This window comes from Streptomyces sp. CA-106110, assembly GCF_050936285.1.
In the GTDB taxonomy this organism is placed as follows: Bacteria; Actinomycetota; Actinomycetes; order Streptomycetales; family Streptomycetaceae; genus Streptomyces.
The window spans coordinates 4,855,656-4,872,420 of record NZ_JBNJNB010000001.1 but is presented as its reverse complement, the minus strand read 5'-3'; the positions used below and the strand labels follow the sequence as shown (position 1 = coordinate 4,872,420).

General features: G+C 70.8%; 18 protein-coding genes and 1 pseudogene. 15 read left to right on the top strand and 4 right to left on the bottom strand.

Features of this window, described 5'->3' with window-relative positions:
- The first annotated feature begins 36 nt into the window (after positions 1-36).
- The gene (locus ACQEXA_RS22365) at positions 37-612 is read left to right on the top strand and encodes a hypothetical protein (RefSeq protein ID WP_432931952.1); all 576 of its coding nucleotides are present in this window, start codon (positions 37-39) and stop codon (positions 610-612) included.
- A 9-nt stretch (positions 613-621) separates the two neighbouring features.
- On the opposite strand, the pseudogene ACQEXA_RS22360 reads toward ACQEXA_RS22365, so the two are convergent.
- The 4 genes and pseudogenes from ACQEXA_RS22360 to ACQEXA_RS22345 form a co-directional block, all read right to left on the bottom strand.
- Positions 622-768, bottom strand: a pseudogene (locus tag ACQEXA_RS22360) (zinc carboxypeptidase); the annotation flags it as partial.
- 117 nt (positions 769-885) lie between these two features.
- Positions 886-2,136: a hypothetical protein gene (locus tag ACQEXA_RS22355; protein WP_432931954.1), complete on the bottom strand. Its 1,251-nt coding sequence runs from the start codon at positions 2,134-2,136 to the stop codon at positions 886-888.
- A 60-nt stretch (positions 2,137-2,196) separates the two neighbouring features.
- Positions 2,197-2,712, bottom strand: a complete 516-nt coding sequence (locus tag ACQEXA_RS22350; RefSeq protein ID WP_432931956.1) for a SigE family RNA polymerase sigma factor — start codon at positions 2,710-2,712, stop codon at positions 2,197-2,199.
- A gap of 219 nt (positions 2,713-2,931) precedes the next feature.
- On the bottom strand, positions 2,932-4,632 hold the full coding sequence (locus tag ACQEXA_RS22345) for a chitinase (protein ID WP_433130825.1): 1,701 nt from the start codon (positions 4,630-4,632) through the stop codon (positions 2,932-2,934).
- Between the two features lie 325 nt (positions 4,633-4,957).
- On the opposite strand from ACQEXA_RS22345, the gene ACQEXA_RS22340 reads away from it, so the two are divergent.
- The 14 genes from ACQEXA_RS22340 (at position 4,958) to ACQEXA_RS22275 (ending at position 16,764) form a co-directional block, all read left to right on the top strand.
- Complete coding sequence (locus tag ACQEXA_RS22340) at positions 4,958-5,818, top strand: hypothetical protein (protein ID WP_432931960.1); 861 nt, start codon at positions 4,958-4,960, stop codon at positions 5,816-5,818.
- An 83-nt stretch (positions 5,819-5,901) separates the two neighbouring features.
- Complete coding sequence (cpaB, locus tag ACQEXA_RS22335) at positions 5,902-6,615, top strand: Flp pilus assembly protein CpaB (RefSeq protein WP_433130823.1); 714 nt, start codon at positions 5,902-5,904, stop codon at positions 6,613-6,615.
- Between the two features lie 60 nt (positions 6,616-6,675).
- Positions 6,676-8,295 (top strand): AAA family ATPase, encoded by a 1,620-nt coding sequence (locus tag ACQEXA_RS22330; RefSeq protein WP_433130821.1) that lies wholly within the window; start codon positions 6,676-6,678, stop codon positions 8,293-8,295.
- The gene (locus tag ACQEXA_RS22325; protein WP_432931966.1) at positions 8,292-8,675 is read left to right on the top strand and encodes a TadE/TadG family type IV pilus assembly protein; all 384 of its coding nucleotides are present in this window, start codon (positions 8,292-8,294) and stop codon (positions 8,673-8,675) included. Before ACQEXA_RS22330 ends, ACQEXA_RS22325 begins: the two co-directional genes overlap by 4 nt.
- An 8-nt stretch (positions 8,676-8,683) precedes the next feature.
- Positions 8,684-10,024 carry a CpaF family protein gene (locus tag ACQEXA_RS22320; RefSeq protein ID WP_359392186.1) on the top strand — a complete coding sequence of 447 codons (1,341 nt, stop codon included), beginning with the start codon at positions 8,684-8,686 and terminating at the stop codon, positions 10,022-10,024.
- A gap of 25 nt (positions 10,025-10,049) precedes the next feature.
- Entirely contained in the window at positions 10,050-10,997 is a 948-nt protein-coding gene (locus tag ACQEXA_RS22315; protein WP_433130818.1) for a type II secretion system F family protein, read from the top strand.
- A 13-nt stretch (positions 10,998-11,010) separates the two neighbouring features.
- Positions 11,011-11,901, top strand: a complete 891-nt coding sequence (locus tag ACQEXA_RS22310) for a DUF5936 domain-containing protein (protein ID WP_432931971.1) — start codon at positions 11,011-11,013, stop codon at positions 11,899-11,901.
- Positions 11,898-13,202, top strand: coding sequence for a sensor histidine kinase (locus tag ACQEXA_RS22305; RefSeq protein ID WP_432931973.1), 1,305 nt, complete (start codon positions 11,898-11,900; stop codon positions 13,200-13,202). Before ACQEXA_RS22310 ends, ACQEXA_RS22305 begins: the two co-directional genes overlap by 4 nt.
- A complete protein-coding gene (locus tag ACQEXA_RS22300; RefSeq protein ID WP_432931975.1) occupies positions 13,195-13,929 on the top strand; it encodes a response regulator in 735 nt (244 codons plus the stop codon). The genes ACQEXA_RS22305 and ACQEXA_RS22300 overlap by 8 nt, the downstream gene beginning before the upstream one ends.
- Positions 13,930-14,082: 153 nt before the next feature.
- On the top strand, positions 14,083-14,247 hold the full coding sequence (locus tag ACQEXA_RS22295; protein ID WP_432940062.1) for a hypothetical protein: 165 nt from the start codon (positions 14,083-14,085) through the stop codon (positions 14,245-14,247).
- A complete protein-coding gene (locus ACQEXA_RS22290; RefSeq protein WP_433134594.1) occupies positions 14,244-14,852 on the top strand; it encodes a pilus assembly protein TadG-related protein in 609 nt (202 codons plus the stop codon). Before ACQEXA_RS22295 ends, ACQEXA_RS22290 begins: the two co-directional genes overlap by 4 nt.
- 15 nt (positions 14,853-14,867) lie before the next feature.
- A complete protein-coding gene (locus tag ACQEXA_RS22285) occupies positions 14,868-15,455 on the top strand; it encodes a hypothetical protein (RefSeq protein WP_432931976.1) in 588 nt (195 codons plus the stop codon).
- A 6-nt stretch (positions 15,456-15,461) separates the two neighbouring features.
- Positions 15,462-16,088: an OmpA family protein gene (locus ACQEXA_RS22280; RefSeq protein WP_360995829.1), complete on the top strand. Its 627-nt coding sequence runs from the start codon at positions 15,462-15,464 to the stop codon at positions 16,086-16,088.
- A gap of 100 nt (positions 16,089-16,188) precedes the next feature.
- A complete protein-coding gene (locus ACQEXA_RS22275; protein ID WP_432931978.1) occupies positions 16,189-16,764 on the top strand; it encodes a dihydrofolate reductase family protein in 576 nt (191 codons plus the stop codon).
- The last annotated feature ends 1 nt before the right edge of the window (position 16,765 follow it).

Here is a 16,765-nt window from a genome sequence, read left to right as displayed (position 1 = left end):
GTGTCCGGCACAGGATCTTCGACCATACTGCCCGCTGTGGAGCAGCGCATTGGTTCGAGCAGCCAGCCCCTGGACGGCGCCGGTATGGACCCGGCCTTCATTCCCGGGCTCATCTCACCCGTGTCCGGCGAACCCGGGGACGCCAAGCCGGAGGAGCCGGAGTCCGGGGTCGTGACCCAGGAGACCGCCTCCGACGGCGCGGTCTCCGACGCCCCGGCCGCCGAGGAGAAGCCGGCCGGGGAGAAGGAGCCCGCCGAGGAGCCCGAGGAGGAGTCCACGGCGGAGTCCGAGTCGGAGGGCCCCGTCTTCGAGGCCTCCGACCGCCGCGCCCGGATCGTCGCGGACCACAGCGGCGTACAACTCCGCCTGGACGACCAGGAGTGCGAGTTCCGGTGGGACGAGATCGGCGCCGTGGAGACGGAGACCTCGCGCTTCGGCAAGCGGTTCACGGTGACCGTGCACACGCCGGAGCGCCGCTGGTACCCGATCGAGATCGAGGCCGATTCCCGCTCGCGTTTCCAGGAGTGGGAGGCACGGCTCGACGAGGTCCTGGACACCTACTTCGAGGACGGCGAGGACAAGGCCGCCGTCCTCGAGAAGGCAGAGGACTGATCCGGGCCGTCAACTGCAGTACTGCGCCGCCTTCCCGATGGAGCGGTACATGCAGTCGGCGTTCTCCAGCAGTTGGAGCACCGCGTCCCGGTTCCGCGACGTCTCCCGCTCGATGACCTCGTAGGGCGGGTAGAAGCCGCCCCGGGAACTCGACGTGAGGATGCGCGGGCGGCGCCTTTCGCCGGTCCGGCGCGGTTCGGGGCGTCTTCGCAGCCGTCGGACGGCGAAAGGGCCCCGGCGTTCACCCGCCGGGGCCCTTTCGGCTGCTGTACGTCAGCCCAACGTGCGCCACTTCGCGCTGGTGGCGATGGCTTCCAGCTGCTTCATGGTGAGCACCGGGGCCGTACGCGTCGCGGACGTGTACTGGGCGCCGGAGTTGAAGGCACTGATCACCACCCGGAAGCCGCCGGGACGAATGGTGTCCACCGTCCACATGACGACCCCCTGGCCGCCCTTCTCACCGGGCCCCTGGCGCGTGGCGACCTTGGTGCCGTCGGGCAGTGTCGTGGCGCCGTCGCCGAAGAGCTGGCCCTCCACGTCCGACATGTGGGGCTGAACGTTGACCTGGACCAGGCTCGCGCCCTTTCCGTCGTCGAGGACTACATATCCGAACTCCGCGTCCGCACGGCTCTTCGAGACGACCTCGAGCCCCTTGGGCAGCAGCGAGACCAGCGTCTTGGAGACGGAGCCGTGGGGGACGCCCTGTGTGGTGCTCGGCTCGGCCGACGGCTTCCCGGTGCTCACGGGGATGGTGTCGGCGGCCGCGCGCCACTCGGGTGCGGTGACGAGCGTCCTGAGCTGGGAGGGCGACAGCGGGGGCTCGTCCCGGGTGATGGGCGCGTCCTTCTCGGCGGGGGAGTTCCACTCCTGCACGCTGATGTGCTGCCCGGACGGCGTGACGAGTTCCGCGTTCCACAGCTTCGTGTCGACGCGGCGGTCCGGGTACTCGTACCCCTGCAGGACCATGAGCCGGGATCCGTCGGACAGCGTGGTGCTGGTGCAGGCGTCGTACGCGATGAACACCTTGTCGGGGCACTGGGTGCTCTGAACGGCCTCCTGGCCGCCGGGCTGGACTCGGGTGAGGCCGACGGCGATGCCGGCCTTGCCCTTGCCGTCGTCGTACACGAGCCGGGCGAACGGCGGCAGCCGGCCGTCCGTACCGTTCCCCGCCTCCTGGCTGAACCGCCCCTCGGGCAGCAGCTTCTGGAGGGTGCGGACCAGTTGGCCGCCGGACACGGTGGTCCGCGGCGCGGCCGAGGCGGCGTGGGTGGACGGACCGGCGGCCACGGACCGCTGCTGTCCGTCCGCGCCGTGACCGGTGGGCAGGAGCATGGCCGCGCCGAGCCCCACGAGCGCGACGCCGGTCGCGCCGCCCACGACGGCGGCCCGACCGCGCCGGATCCGCCGGGCGCGCTCCTCGCCGCCGATGACGAGGGCGTGCCGGTCGGGCTCGAAGGTGTCGCCGGCCTGCCGCAGGGCCGAGGCGAGCTGGTCCTCGAAGAGGTCGTGGTCTTCTACGGGCATGGCGAACCGCCTTTTCTGCGGGTGAGGGTTGTGGGGCAGGGGCGGGGCGGGGCGGGGTGGTCAGGGTGTCGCGTACTCGCTGATGGCGCCGCCGAGGAGGGAGCGCAGCCGGGCGAGTGCGCGGACGCAGCGTGTGCGCACGGCGGCCGAGCTGGTGTTCATCACGGCCGCGGTCTCCTCGATGCTGCGGTCCTCCCAGTAGCGCAGGACGACCACGGCCCGGTCCTTGGCGGGCAGCCGGCCGAGCGCCTCGAGCAGGGTGAGCCGCAGCGGCATGTCACCGGGCGTGTCCTGCACGGGGACGTCGGGGAGCACGTCGGTGGCGCGCTCCTTGCGGCTGCTGTGCCGCCGCTGGTGGGCGAGGAAGGTACGGGTGAGGATGGTCTGGGCGTAGCCGGCGGGGTTGTCGACGCGGGAGATCCGGCCCCAGCGGAGGTACACCCGGCCGAGGGTCTCCTGGACGAGGTCCTCGGCGAGATGGGTGTCGCCGCCGGTGAGGAGGCAGGCGGACCGGTACAGATGGCCGGCACGTGCTGCCGCGAACTCCGGGTATCCCTCGCTCCGGCCTTGCCGCATCCGTTCCCCCGGTCTCTCGGTTTCTTCCGACCGCCTTCATCTCATTGATGCGGTGGACCCGGAGAAATGTTTCAACAGACCTGTGCGGGAGGGGACACCGGCCCCGCGATCCGTCCGCCTCGCGGCCGCCATGGGGTGACCTTCCGGCACGGACGGGAGGGGCGGGACGGCCTGCTCACGGCAAGCCGTCCCGCCCCTGAGGCGTCTGTCACCCCACCGTCACGGCAGCGCGTGCACGTGCGGTCCCACCGCGTTCGACCAGGCGTTGCCGGAGGCCGCGTCCCAGTTGGTCGACCATGTCATCGCGCCCCGCAGGTCGGGGTACGTCTTCGACGGCCGGAAGGAACCGCAGTTCGTGGTCTTCGTCAGGCAGTCCAGGGCGTTGTTCACCACCGTGGGGGAGACATAGCCGCTGCCCGCCCCGCTCGGTGAGGCCGGGACGCCGAGGCCCACCTGCGACGGGGACAGACCCCCCTCGAGCTGGATGCAGGCCAGGGCGGTCAGGAAGTCCACCGAGCCCTGGCTGTAGACCTTGCCGTCGCAGCCCAGCATCGAACCGCTGTTGTAGTACTGGGTGTTGACGACGGTCAGGATGTCCTTGATGTTCAGCGCCGTCTGGAAGTACCCGTTCGACGTCGACTGCATGTCGATCGTCTGCGGGGCCATCGTGATGACCAGCGAGGAGCCCGCCTTCGAGGACAGCTGCCGCAGAGCCTGCGACATGTAGGTCGCGTTCAGGCCGTTCTCCAGGTCGATGTCCACGCCGTCGAAGCCGTAGGTCTGCATCAGGGAGTAGAGCGAGTTGGCGAAGTTCGCCGCGGAGGTGGAGTCGCTCACCGACACCGTGCCGTTCTGGCCGCCCACTGAGACGATTACCTTCTTGCCGGCCGCCTGCTTCGCCCTGATGTCCGCCTTGAACTGGTCCACGGTGTAGCCGCCGAGACCGGCCGAGTCCAGGTTGAAGGTCACGGCGCCCGGTGTGCCCGTGGCGTCGGCGAAGGCCACCGCGATGATGTCGTACTGCGACGGGACGTCCGAGATCTTCTGGACCGTCGCGCCGTTGTTGAAGTTCTGCCAGTAGCCCGTGACCGCGTGCTTGGGGAGTGTCCCGCCGCCGCCCCCGCCGGTGGCCGCGGTCGTGGCGGTCACCGGCGACGACTTGGCCGACTCGCCCGCCGCGTTGGTCGCCGTCACCTGGAACGAGTACGAGGTCGACGGTGACAGCCCCGTCACGGTCGCGGAGGTGCCGGTGACGGCGGCCACCTTCGTGCCGCTGCGGTAGACGTTGTAGCCCGTCGCGCCCGACACCGCGTTCCAGGCCAGGGAGACCGACGAGGAGGTGGTGGAAGAGACCGCGAGGCCCGTGGGGGTCGCGGGCACGGTCGGGGCCGGGTCACCGCCGCCGCCCCCGTCCGGGCCGAACACCGACACGTCGTCCGCGTAGTACGCCGCCTGTCCGTACCAGCCGTGCAGATACACCGTCACCGACGAGGTCGAGGCGCCGGTGGTGAAGGTCGTCGAGAGCTGTTTCCAGCTCGTCGAGTCCGGTGTCCAGGTCGACACGTCCGTGGTGCCGGTGCCCGTGGCTCTCAGGAACGTGTACCCGCCCTGCACCCAGGCGCTCAGCGTGTACGTCGAGTTGGGCTTGACCGCGACCGTCTGCGAGCACTGCGCGTAGTCCTGGCCCGCGGGTGTGGCCTTCAGCGCGGCAGACCCGCCGTGCGCCGGCGACGACACCGTCGTGCCGCTGCCCGCCGCACAGGTCCAGTTGGCGAGGCCCGACTCGAACCCGGCGTTCCTGGCGTTGTTCACGTCCGCGGCGGCCGCGGGACCGGCGGCCAGGAAGGAGAGGGCGAGCGCTGCGACGGCGGCCCCGGCGAGGGTTCGTCTGGGGCGGGGTATGCCTGATATGCGGTCCACTTGGGCCTCCGAGGGGGGTATGGGGGGCAGGAGGGCATTGCGGAACGGTGGCCACCGCCTGACGAAAGAATTTGGTCCAGACCAATTGGGTTGTCAAGACCTCTGGTGATGGCAACGGCCCGGAACGAGGGCCGAGTTGACGTCTGTACGCCTACTCTGTGTTGATCACGCTCGCACCTTCGGTGAGATGATCTTCCGGATTCGGTGTTGAGCGGGGCATGCCGTGGATATGGTGCTGGTGCAGGACGATGCAATGGGACGTCACAGGGGCGATCTGAGGCGGTGGTCGACCACCCCGCCGCAGTGAACGGGGTGGTGTGCAGCCGTGCCGACCGCGATAGCCGTCACCAGTTCCGACCTGGTGCTGCCGCCGCTCGACCGGCAGACGCCGCCCGCCGCGGTCCAGCCTCAGCCCACTCTCGAACAGTCCCTGACCGGTATGCACGCACTGGTCGAGCAGCACGGCTATGTGATCGCCCTGCACCCCGCATCCGGCGACGCCCAGGCCGTGCAGCGGCTGCGTACGATGCGCTCCGTCCTGGAGAGCGACCGCATCGCCGTCCTCGGGGTGAACCTGCCTCCCCTCGGACTCGCCCTGCTCGCCCAGCAGTTGCGGCAGCTGTCCGTCTGCGACTTCAGTCCCGGGGTGCTGGCCTCGTCCGCGCGGCTGCTTGCCCACTACATCTACGCGGGCGCCCTCCTCGGTTCGGTCGCCAAGCTCGACCACGTCCCCGTCCCGCTGGCCTCACACGCCAAGTCATGGGTGCCGGGCGCCCAGTTCGGCGTGCTCGCCCATCCCCGGCCGCTGCTCGTACGGGCCGGGCAGGAGGAGTTGCCCGGCCCCGAGTTCGGTACCCGGATGTTCGTCGCCGCCGGTCAGCCGCCCTCGGACTGGGTCACCGCCCACCTCGCGCCCGCCTGGCGCGTCCAGGGTGTGGCGACCGTGCCGCTGCCGGAGATGTCCGGGCGGTGGTGGGGGACCGGCCGGCTCGTCGAGTTCGCGGCGGGCCTGCACGACGTGTCCGTGCTCTACCACCTCGTCTCGTCGGTACGACGCGAGGTCTGCCACTGGTGCGGGCTGGAGCTCATCGGCGACCGCTGCGGGTTCTGCGCGGCGCCCCTGCCCCCACCGTCCGCACAGCAGCCGGTCACCGCTGCCCGCGCCCTGCCACGGGGCGGCACGTAACCCCGAAGGCACAACTCCACAGCACGACCGCACGACCGCTCGACCGCCCGTCCCCCACCGCTCCGATCGAGGTTGTCCGCGTCATGAACTCACGCCAGCGCCGTGGCGTCATCCTGCTGGTCCTCTCGGCCCTCGCCGCCGTCGGCGCCTTCGCCGGAGTGCTGTCGGTGATCCGCGACGTGAACTCGAAGGTCGGCCCCGAGGTCACGGCGTACCGCCTCAAGAGCGACATCGCGCCGTACAAGGAGCTCACGGCCGACCAGTTCGAGCAGATAGCCATGCCCAGACGCTGGCTGTCCGCGACCGCCGTCACCAGCCTCACGCAGATCCGCGGCAAGATCGCGGTGACCCGGCTGGAGAAGGGCTCCCTGCTCCAGACCGACATGATCGTCGACCGGCCAGAACTCCAGCCCGGACAGCAGGAGATCGCCATCATGATCGACGCCTCGACCGGTGTGGCCGGCAAGATCGACCCCGGCTCCCGGGTCAACATCTACGCCACCTTCAAGGCCGCCAACGAGAAGAGCAAGGACGAGTCCAAGGTCATCGTGACCAACGCCCGTGTCCTCGACGTCGGCAAGCTCACCGCGCTCGAACCGGGCCAGTCCAGCGACGAACGGCGGCGCAACGCCACCGAGGCCGTCCCCATCACCTTCGCGCTCGACACGGCCGACGCCCAGCGGGTGGCCTACGCCGAGTCGTTCGCCGAACACGTACGGCTCGCCCTGGTCGCGGGCGGTACCCAGACCGCGGTCGCCCCGGGAGACCGCACCTACACCCTCGACCAGGACAAGTAGGAGGCCGCGCATGAGGTCCGTCCCCGTGCCCAGCGGGCCTGTCCCCCTGAGGTGCCGCCGATGACCATCCGTATCCTCTCCGCCGTCGGCGACCTGGACACGGCCCGCTCGCTCACCACCCTGCTGAGCCGGCTCGACGACGCCGAACCCGCACCGCCGGTCCACGACTCCACGGCCCTGCTCGACACCCTGGCCCGGCTGGCCGGCGAGTCCCTCGACGAACTGCCCGAGGTCGTGCTCGTGCACGAGCGGATCGGTCCGGTCCCCGCGCTCGAACTCATCCGCGATCTGGTGCTGCGGTTCCCCGCGGTCGGGGTCGTTCTCATCACCGCCGACACGAGCACGGGCGTGCTCACCGCCGCGATGGACTCCGGCGCCCGCGGCATCGTCACCCTGCCCCTCGGCTACGACGCCCTCGCCGAACGCGTCCAGGCCGCCGCCGCCTGGTCGGTGGGCATGCGCCGCCACCTGGGCAGCGGCACACCGGAGCTGTACGCCGGCGCGGGCGGGACGGTGGTCACGGTGACCGGGGCCAAGGGCGGTGTGGGAGCGACGGTCACCGCCGTCCAGCTGGCGCTCGCCGCACGCGCCTCGGGCCGCACGGTCGCGCTGGTCGACCTCGACCTGCAGTCCGGGGACGTCGCCTCCTACCTGGACGTCCAGTTCCGGCGCTCGGTGGCGGACCTCGCCGGGATCACGGACATCAATCCCCGGGTTCTCCAGGACGCGCTCTACACCCACGACAGCGGCATCGGGCTCCTCCTCGCCCCCGCCGAGGGGGAGCGAGGCGAGGAGGTCACGGACCGGGTGACCCGCCAGATCCTCGGCACCCTGCGCTCCCGCCACGACGTCGTGGTCGTCGACTGCGGATCCCAGATGAACTCCGCCACCGCCGCGGCCGTCGAGGTCGCCGACCAGGCGCTGCTGCTCGTGACTCCGGACGTGATCGCGGTCCGCGCCGCGAAACGGATGGTGCGCCTGTGGGACCGGCTCCAGATCCGCAAGGCCGAGGAGACCGTCACCGTCGTCAACCGCCACTCACGCGGTACGGAGATCCAGCCCGCCCTCGTTGAACGCGTCACCGGCACGAAGGTGGCCCGCGCCTCGGTCCCGGCGTCCTTCAAGGAACTCCAGCCCGTCGTCGACGCCGGACGGCTCCAGGACCTCGACGCCCGCTCCGCCGTGAAGCAGGCGCTGTGGTCGCTGGCGGGAGAGCTGGACCTGGTCGCGGCGCACGAGGGCGGAGGCGGCCGGAGGCGCAAGGTGTCCTCGGACCGGGGAGCGCTGAGTCTGTGGCGCAAAGGCGGCGACCGGGGCTCGGTGACCCTGGAGTTCGCCGGCATGTTCCCGCTCGTCCTGGTCGTGATGGCGCTCCTGTGGGAGTGCACCCTGTACGGCTACACGTACTCGCTCGCGGGCAACGCGGCGGACGAGGCGGCACGGGCGGCCACGGCGGCGTACGCGGTGGACGGCGACTGGTCCGGGGCGTGCGCGTCGGCGGGCGCCAGGCATCTGCCGGGCGCGTGGAGCGGGGCACAGATCCGCTGCACGCCGGACCCGGGCGGCTCGGTGATGAGGGCGACGGTGGAGGCGGACGTCCCCCTGTTCTTCCCGGGCGTCAACCCGGGCTGGCGGGTGGACGGCAGCGCGGGCGCGGCGCTCGAGGGGAACCGGCCATGAGGATCCCGCCGAGGGCTCGTCTCCGCGACGACCGGGGCGTCTCGATGCTGGAGTTCGCCGGATTCCTGCCCATCCTCCTCGTCATCGGCATGGCCGCCGTCCAGCTCGGGCTCATCGGCTACGGCATCAGCCAGGCCGGCACCGCCGCCCGGGCCGCGGCCCGCGTCGCCTCGCAGAACGGCGACGGTCAAACGGCGGGCACGGCGGCCGTCAGCGGCTGGCTCAGTCCCCGCGTGGACGCCCCCAAAGGCGCCGGCACCACCACCGCCACCGTCACCGTCCGCGTGCCCGCCGTCATCCCCCTCTTCGGCGGCTGGACCGTGACCCGCCACGCCACCATGCCCAACGACCCCGACCCCGGTCCCCCGGAGAGGAGCTGACGACGGACATGAGCCTGCGCTCCCGTATCGCCGCCCCCGACGACGGCGGGGCCGACCGCGAGGACGGACACCTCGTCGCGGTCTACCGCGCCAAACTCCTCGAAGAGATCGACCTCGCCGAGATGTCGGGCCTCGCGGCAGCCGAACGCAGGGTCCGCCTGGAGCGCGTCCTCGGGCACATCATCAGCCGGGAGGGGCCGGTCCTCTCCTCCGCCGAGCGCTCCCAGCTGATCCGGCGGGTCGTCGACGAGGCCCTCGGCCTGGGCGTCCTCGAACCGCTCCTCGCCGACGCGTCCATCACCGAGATCATGGTCAACGGCCCGGACTCGATCTTCGTGGAGCGGGCCGGCCGTGTGGAGCAGCTCCCGCTGCGCTTCGCCTCCACCGAGCAGCTGATGCAGACGATCGAGCGCATCGTCTCCACGGTCAACCGCCGGGTCGACGAGTCCAACCCGATGGTCGACGCCCGCCTGCCCACCGGTGAACGCGTCAACGTCATCATCCCGCCGCTCGCCCTGACCGGACCCACCCTCACCATCCGCCGCTTCCCGCGCGCCTACACGCTCCCCGAACTCATCGGCCTCGGCTCCCTCGACGAGCAGATGCTGATGCTGCTCGCCGCCTTCGTCCGCGCCCGCTTCAACCTCATCGTCAGCGGCGGTACGGGCACCGGGAAGACCACCCTGCTCAACGCCCTGTCCGGGCTGATCCCGGCCCACGAGCGCATCATCACCATCGAGGACTCGGCCGAACTCCAGCTCCAGCAGGAGCATGTGATCCGCCTGGAGTCCCGCCCCCCGAACGTCGAGGGCAAGGGCCGGATCACCATCCGCGACCTGGTCCGCAACAGTCTCCGGATGCGCCCCGACCGGATCATCGTCGGTGAGGTCCGCGGCGGCGAGACGCTCGACATGCTCCAGGCGATGTCCACGGGCCACGACGGGTCGCTGGCCACGGTCCACGCCAACTCGGCGGAGGACGCGCTGATGCGACTGCAGACCCTCGGCTCGATGTCCGAGGTGCTGATCCCCTTCGAGGCGCTCAAGGACCAGATCAACGCGGCGGTCGACGTGATCGTGCAGCTCGCGAGGTACGCCGACGGCTCCCGCAAGGTCGTGGAGATCGCGCTCGTCGTCTCCCACGGCCGCGAGCAGTTCCGGGTGGCCACCGTGTCCCGTTTCGTGCCCCAGCCCCTCGCCGCCGACCGGATCGTCCGCGGCCGCTTCGAGCATCTGCCGCTGCCCCGGGCGGTCGCGGAGAAGCTGTACGTCGCCAACGAGCCGCTCCCGCCGGCCTTCGGCGTGGCGGAGGCCATCGACGCACGGAACACGAGGCAGGCCATCGGATGAACCCCGTCCACCTCAGGAGCGAGCCATGACCGACCCCGCTCTCCTCGCCCTCGGCGCCACCGTCCTCACCGGGACGCTCGCCGTGGCCGGCGTGCACGCGTACGCCTCCGGCCGCGCCCAGCGCCAGGCGCTCGTCGACCGGCTCTCCGGCGACACGGCGGGCCCCCTGCGCACGGCGGGCGGCCGGGTACGGCGCTTCACGGCCATCGACCGCAGGCTGCGCCGCACCCGTCTCGGCCGCGTCGTCCACCTGCGCCTCTCTTCGACGGGACTCGACCTGACGGCGGGGGAGTTCGTCACCTACGTCACCGCCGTCGTCGTCGCGCTCTGGCTGATCGCCGCGACGACCCTGGCCCCCTTCTTCGGCCCGATCGCCGCCCTGGTAGGGGTGTGGAGCGCGGCCGTCTTCCTCAACTGGCAGCGGCAGAAACGCATCGAGGCCTTCATCAACCAGCTCCCGGACGTGGCGCGCCTCCTGGCCAACGCCACGGCCGCCGGACTCGCCCTGCGCACGGCCCTCGCCATGGCGGCCGAGGAACTCGAGGCCCCCGCCGGCGAGGAACTCGCGCGGGTCGCCGACCAGCTGACGCTGGGCCGCTCGGTCGACGACGCCCTGAACGAACTGGCCGAGCGACTCCCCTCCCGAGAGCTGATCGTCCTCGTGACCACGCTCGTCCTGGCCAACAAGGCGGGCGGCTCGGTGGTGAACTCGCTGCGCAACCTCACCCAGACCCTGGAGGACCGCAAGGAGACCCGGCGCGAGGTCCGGACGATGCTCTCCGAGGTCAATGCCACGGCCTTCACGGTCCCGCTGCTGGGCCTCGGCTCGCTCGTCCTGGTCAACTCCTCGAACGAAGGCGCCCTCGCCCGTGTCACCGGCTCCCCCATCGGCCAGGGCCTGGTCCTGCTGGCGCTCGGCCTCTACACGGTCGGCTTCTTCGTCATCCGCCGCCTCGGCAAGATCGAAGTGTGAGGGGGAGGTCGCGATGCTGCCGCTGTTTCTCGCCCTGCTGATGGCCGTCTCGGTCGCCGGGATCCTCCTCGGCGTCCGTATGATCCGCGCCGACGCCAAACTGCCCAGCGATCTCTCGCTGGCCCTTGAAGTGGGTGCCACCCGTGTGTCCAGGGCGGGATCGGCGGTCGACCGGCTCGGGATGCGCTTCGCCCCCCTCGTCCTACGGCTGATGGGCCCGCGCCGCATCGACGAGAAACGCCGGCGCATCGACATGGCCGGCAATCCCGGCGGCCTCACCCTGCACCGGTACGCCGCCCGCCGGGCGATGTACGGCATCTTCGGCCTCCTGATGGGCCTGGTCTTCCTCACCAACGGCCATCCGCTGCTCGCCGTCGGCACCTTCGCCTTCGGGCTGCTCGCCGCCGACGCGCTGATCTGGCAGGCCGTCCGCGAGCGCAAAGACGTCATCGACCGCACGCTGCCTGACTTCCTGGACGTCCTCGCGGTCGTCGTCTCGGCGGGGCTCGGCTTCCGCCAGGCCCTGGACCGGGTGGCGGAGAAGTACGAGGGGCCATGGGCGGACGAACTGCGCATCACCCTGCGCCAGATGGACATGGGGGTCAGCCGCCGTCAGGCCTTCGACGAACTGCGCCGGCGCAACTCCTCCGAGCAGGTCGCCCAGTTCGTGTCGGCCCTGCAACAAGGGGAGGAGCTCGGCTCCCCGATCGCGGAGACCCTGATCCAGCTGGCCACGGACATGCGGCGCACGGACGCCCAGAACGCCCGCCGCCGCGCCGCGAAGACGATCCCCAAGGCCACGCTGGTCACCCTGGTCTTCATGCTCCCGGCGACGATGATCCTCATCGCCACAGGCATGTTCCTGGGCTCCGGCACGGACTTCGGATCGATTCTGGGCCGATGATGAGCAGCCGCACCCCGCGCCCCACACCCGGGTACCTGGAGGACGACGCCCCGCCCCCGGCCAGCGTCCGCCTCCAGCTGAACGCGCTGCAGTCCCTGTGCCGCCAGACCGTGGCGGTACGCCTCGCCATGGTCGTGATCGGCACCCCTTTCGCGCTGGCCAACACCCCCGGCGGCGTGCCGCGATATGCCGTCCTCGCCTCCGCCGTCCTCGGCGTCATGACCTCCTACGCCCTGCTGCGCGACTGGGAGAGGGTGGGCCCGCGCCTGCTGGCCCACCCGACGCTGATGGCGCTGGACCTCCTCTTCGTCGCCACGCTCCTGGTGACCGCCTCCCCCGCCTCGCCGCTCGCGTACGCCACCGTCTGCACGCCGCTCCTGTCCGGCCTGCTGTACGGCTGGCGCGGCGCGGGCGTCTTCACCGGCCTCCAACTGGTCGTGGTGCTCTCCGCGTTCCGCGCCTGGGAGCACCGTCCCGGCGCCGGTGTCAGCACCCTCCTCGTCGCCGGATTCTGCGTGGCCGCGGGCATCATCGGTGTGACCCTGCGCAATCTGCTGTTCCGCTTCGGCGCGGCCGGCGAGGCGCTGTCCGAGGCGGACGCGCGCCTGGCGGCGGCGGAGGCCGTCGAGTCCGAGAGGGCCCGGCTCGCCCGGGAGATGCACGACTCGGTGGCGAAGACCCTGCACGGCCTGGCGCTGGCGGCGGACGCCCTCGCGGCCTCCGCCGACCACTGCGACCCCGGCACGCTCAAGCGCCAGGCGAACCTGGTGGCGGGCGCGGCACGCAGGGCGGCGGCGGAGTCCCGGGACCTGCTGTCGGACCTGCGGCGCCGTACGGACCTCACGACGACGCGTCCGGACCTGACAGTCGAACTCAAGTGCGCCATCGCGGAGTTCACCGCACGTACGATGACCGAAGTCGAACTGTCGGTACCCCAGTCCCCGATCCCGCTCCCGTACGCGACGGCACACCACGTGCTGGCGATCGTCTCGGAGGCGCTCGAGAACACGCACCGCCATGCCCACGCGACCCGCGTACGGGTCGAGCTCACCACCGCCGACGACGAGGCCCTGGACCTCCGCGTGCAGGACGACGGCGTCGGCCCGCCTCCGGCGACCGCACCCGAGGACCTGGCGAAAACCGGCCACTTCGGTCTGCTCGGCATGTCGGAGCGCGCCACATCCCTGGGCGGCCGCCTCTGCCTGGGCCGTTCCCCGCTCGGGGGCGCCGAGATCCATCTGCACGTCCCCCTCCGCGCCACCTTTCCCCCCACCCCCCAAGAGGAGGCCGCACATGCCTGAACAGGCGCTTCCCGGCCCGCCCCTGCGTGTCCTCGTGGCCGACGACAACCCGGTCGTGCGCGCGGGACTGACCGCCTTGCTGTCCGTCCACCCCGACATCGAGGTGGTCGCGGAGGCGGCGGACGGCGAACAGGCCCTCGCGCTCGCCGGCCGCCACCGCCCCGAGGTCGTCCTCCTGGACGTCCGCATGCCCGGCACGGACGGCCTGACGGCACTGCCCGAACTGGCCCGCCTGGCCCCCGTGATGATGCTGACGTACAGCAGGGAGCCCGAGGTGGTGGCCGAGGCGCTGCGCCGCGGGGCCTCCGGCTATCTGGTGCACGGCGAGTTCACGGCGGCCGAACTGATCGAGGCGGTACGGGGGCTGAGGGAGGGCCGTCGCTGCCCTGTCTCGTCTTCGCTCGGTGCTTCGCACCAACCGGGGGAAACTTCTTCGCAGATGCAACCAGTTGTGGCACAGTCCTCGAAGGTCCGGCCCGTCCGCAGGGCGAGCCTGCGGCGCCGGGCCGCGGGGTGGCTGGACTTCGGTCTGAGCGCGAGGGAGGTGGAGGTCATGGATCTCATCGCGTCCGGAATGAACAACCGGCAGATCGCCGCCACTTGCTTCATCAGTGAGAAGACGGTCAAGAACCACATCAATCGCATCTTCGCAAAGCTGCACAGTACGTCGCGCAGCCAGGCGATCGCCCGGTGGCTGGGGACGGCGGGGGAGGGGTGGGCCCGATGACCGCCAGGAGACGGGGAAGTTGGGCCCCTGGGCCCACTCGGAGTGAGGGCTCTTTCACGTACGGTGCGTTGGTTGACGGCATCCGCATCGGGCGGGAGGGGACGGACCGTGATGACCAGAGCCAGACACAGGATCGGCGCGTGGAGGCGGACCGTGGCATCCCGGATGCGGGGGGATGCCGGGGCGGGGTTCGTGGAGTACGCCGGGCTGATGATCATCATTGCGGGGATCTTTACGATGATCGACGGACTCGGCCTCGACGGCGCCATCTCGGGAGCGATCATGCGTGCCGTGAACAACGTCATCGGTGGGGGCTGACCTCCCCGTACCCGCTGGACGACCGCGGGCAGACGCTCCCCCTCTACATCTGGCTGACGGGGATCCTGTTGCTCGCCGTGTTCGCCTTCTTCGTCTTCGCTCAAGCAGCGTCCGCCCGGAATGGAGCACAATCCGCGGCGGACGCTGCTGCGTTGGCGGCCGCGCAGGACTCGCGCGACGAGCTGATGACTGGCCTCGAGGCGGCCATCGGCCATGACGACGACTGGCTGGACTGGCTGAACGGCGACCGCTTCGAGGGCGCAGGAGCAACCGCAGCGGCCGAGCGACTCGCCGGCGCGAACGACTCGACCGTGCCGGGTGGGGCTGTCCCCACGACGGTGAACGGCTATCCCGGATACCAAGTGACCGTGGAGACGCGCTACACGGTGGGGAAGTCCATCATCCCGGGCACCGAGAGCCAGCACGCCAGAGCGGAGGCCACCGCGGTGATCGAGCCACGGTGCACCTTCGCTCAGGATGCCGACCCCAAGAGGCCCGTGCAGCTGCATTGCGACGGTCAACTCGTCGACATCGAACCCGAAGATTTCCGTCCGGACGACCTTCCTGACGCGTCCGTGCTGTTCTCTGTGCATCTGGCCAAGTGAAAGGAAGCCGCTCCGATGGATTTTCGGCGCACCATGGTGAGCCGCAGGGGGCTGAGCGCGGTCGCGGTCGCGACCGGGCTGCTCCTCACGGTGGCCGGCTGCGGAGGGGGAGACGACGGGAAGTCGGACAAGGGCAGCGCGGCCTCCTCTGCGACGGCCCAGACCAACCGCGGTCAGAAGGAGTCGCCGACGACCCAGCCGGACACGGCGCTGGCCGAGGTCAAGGGCGAGAACGGCCTTACCCTGACGGTCACCTCTGCCAAGCGCGACGCCGGGGGATTCGTGACCGTGGAAGGAACTGTCACGAACAACACCGGCACGCTCTGGGTCGCGGCCGAGTGGCGGGGCGACGAGCAGGAGTTGGCGAGGAACGGTGGGTCCATCGCCGGTGCCAGCCTGATCGACCAAAAGGGCAAGAAGAAGTACCTCATCCTGCGCGACACCTCCGGCCGCTGCCTGTGCACCCAATTCACGGGTGGCGTGCGTGAGGGTGCCACCTCCCAGTGGTTCGCCCAGTTCCCCGCCCCGCCCGAAGGCACCACCGACGTCGACTTCCAGGTCGGTGCCATGCCCCCCGCCTCCATCCAGATCTCCGAGGGGTGACCTGCCGTGGCCCCCGCCCCGCGCTCCGCCGCGCCCGTCCTCGCGGCCGCTCTCACGCTCCTCACCCTGACCGGAGCCCCCCCGGCCACCGCCGACGACAACCCCAGCGCACCCCCCGGCAGCGTCACCACCTCGCCGCCCCCCTCCGTCGACCCCACCAGCCCGGGGCTGAAGCTCGCCGACGGAGCCACGCTCGCGCCCGCCAAGGTGCTGGACATCAAGTCCGTCGTGGAGGACCTCGGCGGCGAGGAGCGGCGGGAGGACACCAATGAGAACGTCACCTTCGCGCTGCAGGCGGAGGTGCTGTTCCCCAAGGACAGCGCCAAGCTGAACCCGGAGGCCCGCTCCCGCATCGACGCCATCGCGGACGAGGTCAAGAAGCAGAACGCGACGAACGTCCGTGTCTTCGGTTTCACCGACAACCTCGGCAGCTACGCCCACGGCCTGGTCCTGTCCAAGCAGCGCGCGGAGGCGGTGCACGACCGGCTGGCCGCGAGCCTCGGCGGCGACGTCACCTTCGAGGTGCGCGGCTACAGCGAGGACTACCCGATCGCCGACAACTCCTCCGAGGAGGGCAGGCGCAAGAACCGTCGCGTGGAAGTGTCGTTCCCAAGGGGGGACACGGCTTCGTAGGCGTGCGCGGATTCCGCCGGAGCAGCCTCCGCGCCCACGCGGCGCTGCTGCGCGATGCTCGTGCCGTCCAGTCGGTGGCCGTCGGAACCGGGAGTTGCCCATGCGAAAGATCGTCCTGATGATGTCCGTGTCCCTGGACGGCTATATCGAGGGCCCGAACCGCGAGATCGACTGGCACCTGGTCGACGACGAGCTGCACCAGCACTTCAACGATGTGCTCAAGGACATGGGGGCCTTTCTCAACGGCCGCGTGACCTACCAGCTCATGGCCGACTTCTGGCCCACCGCCGACTCCGATCCGCACCGCTCGGGGCCCATGGTCGAGTACGCCCGGATCTGGCGGAACATGCCGAAGATCGTGTTCTCCCGGACCCTCGAGCACGCCGCCTGGCACACCACCGTCGTCCGGGACGTCGTCGTGGACGACATCCTCGCGCTCAAGGCGCAGGACGGCGGCGACCTCGCGCTCGGCGGCGCCGCCCTCGCCGCCGAGTTCCTGCGGCACGACCTGGTGGACGAGTTCCGGATCTACGTCCACCCGATCCTCGTCGGCCGCGGTCAGCGTCTCTTCCCCGAGACCGAAGCGCTGACGGCCCTGCGTCTGATCGACTCGCGCCGGTTCGGCAACGGTGTCGTGCTCCTGCACTACGAGCGCCCGCAGCCGGACGAACGGTAAA

Bases quoted from the DNA above. Each gene is read 5' to 3' on its own strand.
- ACQEXA_RS22355 (WP_432931954.1), bottom strand. From the start codon at position 2,136: ATGCCCGTAGAAGACCACGACCTCTTCGAGGACCAGCTCGCCTCGGCC.
- ACQEXA_RS22350 (WP_432931956.1), bottom strand. From the start codon at position 2,712: ATGCGGCAAGGCCGGAGCGAGGGATACCCGGAGTTCGCGGCAGCACGT.
- cpaB (WP_433130823.1), top strand. From the start codon at position 5,902: ATGAACTCACGCCAGCGCCGTGGCGTCATCCTGCTGGTCCTCTCGGCC.
- ACQEXA_RS22330 (WP_433130821.1), top strand. From the start codon at position 6,676: ATGACCATCCGTATCCTCTCCGCCGTCGGCGACCTGGACACGGCCCGC.
- ACQEXA_RS22325 (WP_432931966.1), top strand. From the start codon at position 8,292: ATGAGGATCCCGCCGAGGGCTCGTCTCCGCGACGACCGGGGCGTCTCG.
- ACQEXA_RS22320 (WP_359392186.1), top strand. From the start codon at position 8,684: ATGAGCCTGCGCTCCCGTATCGCCGCCCCCGACGACGGCGGGGCCGAC.
- ACQEXA_RS22315 (WP_433130818.1), top strand. From the start codon at position 10,050: ATGACCGACCCCGCTCTCCTCGCCCTCGGCGCCACCGTCCTCACCGGG.
- ACQEXA_RS22310 (WP_432931971.1), top strand. From the start codon at position 11,011: ATGCTGCCGCTGTTTCTCGCCCTGCTGATGGCCGTCTCGGTCGCCGGG.
- ACQEXA_RS22305 (WP_432931973.1), top strand. From the start codon at position 11,898: ATGATGAGCAGCCGCACCCCGCGCCCCACACCCGGGTACCTGGAGGAC.
- ACQEXA_RS22300 (WP_432931975.1), top strand. From the start codon at position 13,195: ATGCCTGAACAGGCGCTTCCCGGCCCGCCCCTGCGTGTCCTCGTGGCC.
- ACQEXA_RS22285 (WP_432931976.1), top strand. From the start codon at position 14,868: ATGGATTTTCGGCGCACCATGGTGAGCCGCAGGGGGCTGAGCGCGGTC.
- ACQEXA_RS22275 (WP_432931978.1), top strand. From the start codon at position 16,189: ATGCGAAAGATCGTCCTGATGATGTCCGTGTCCCTGGACGGCTATATC.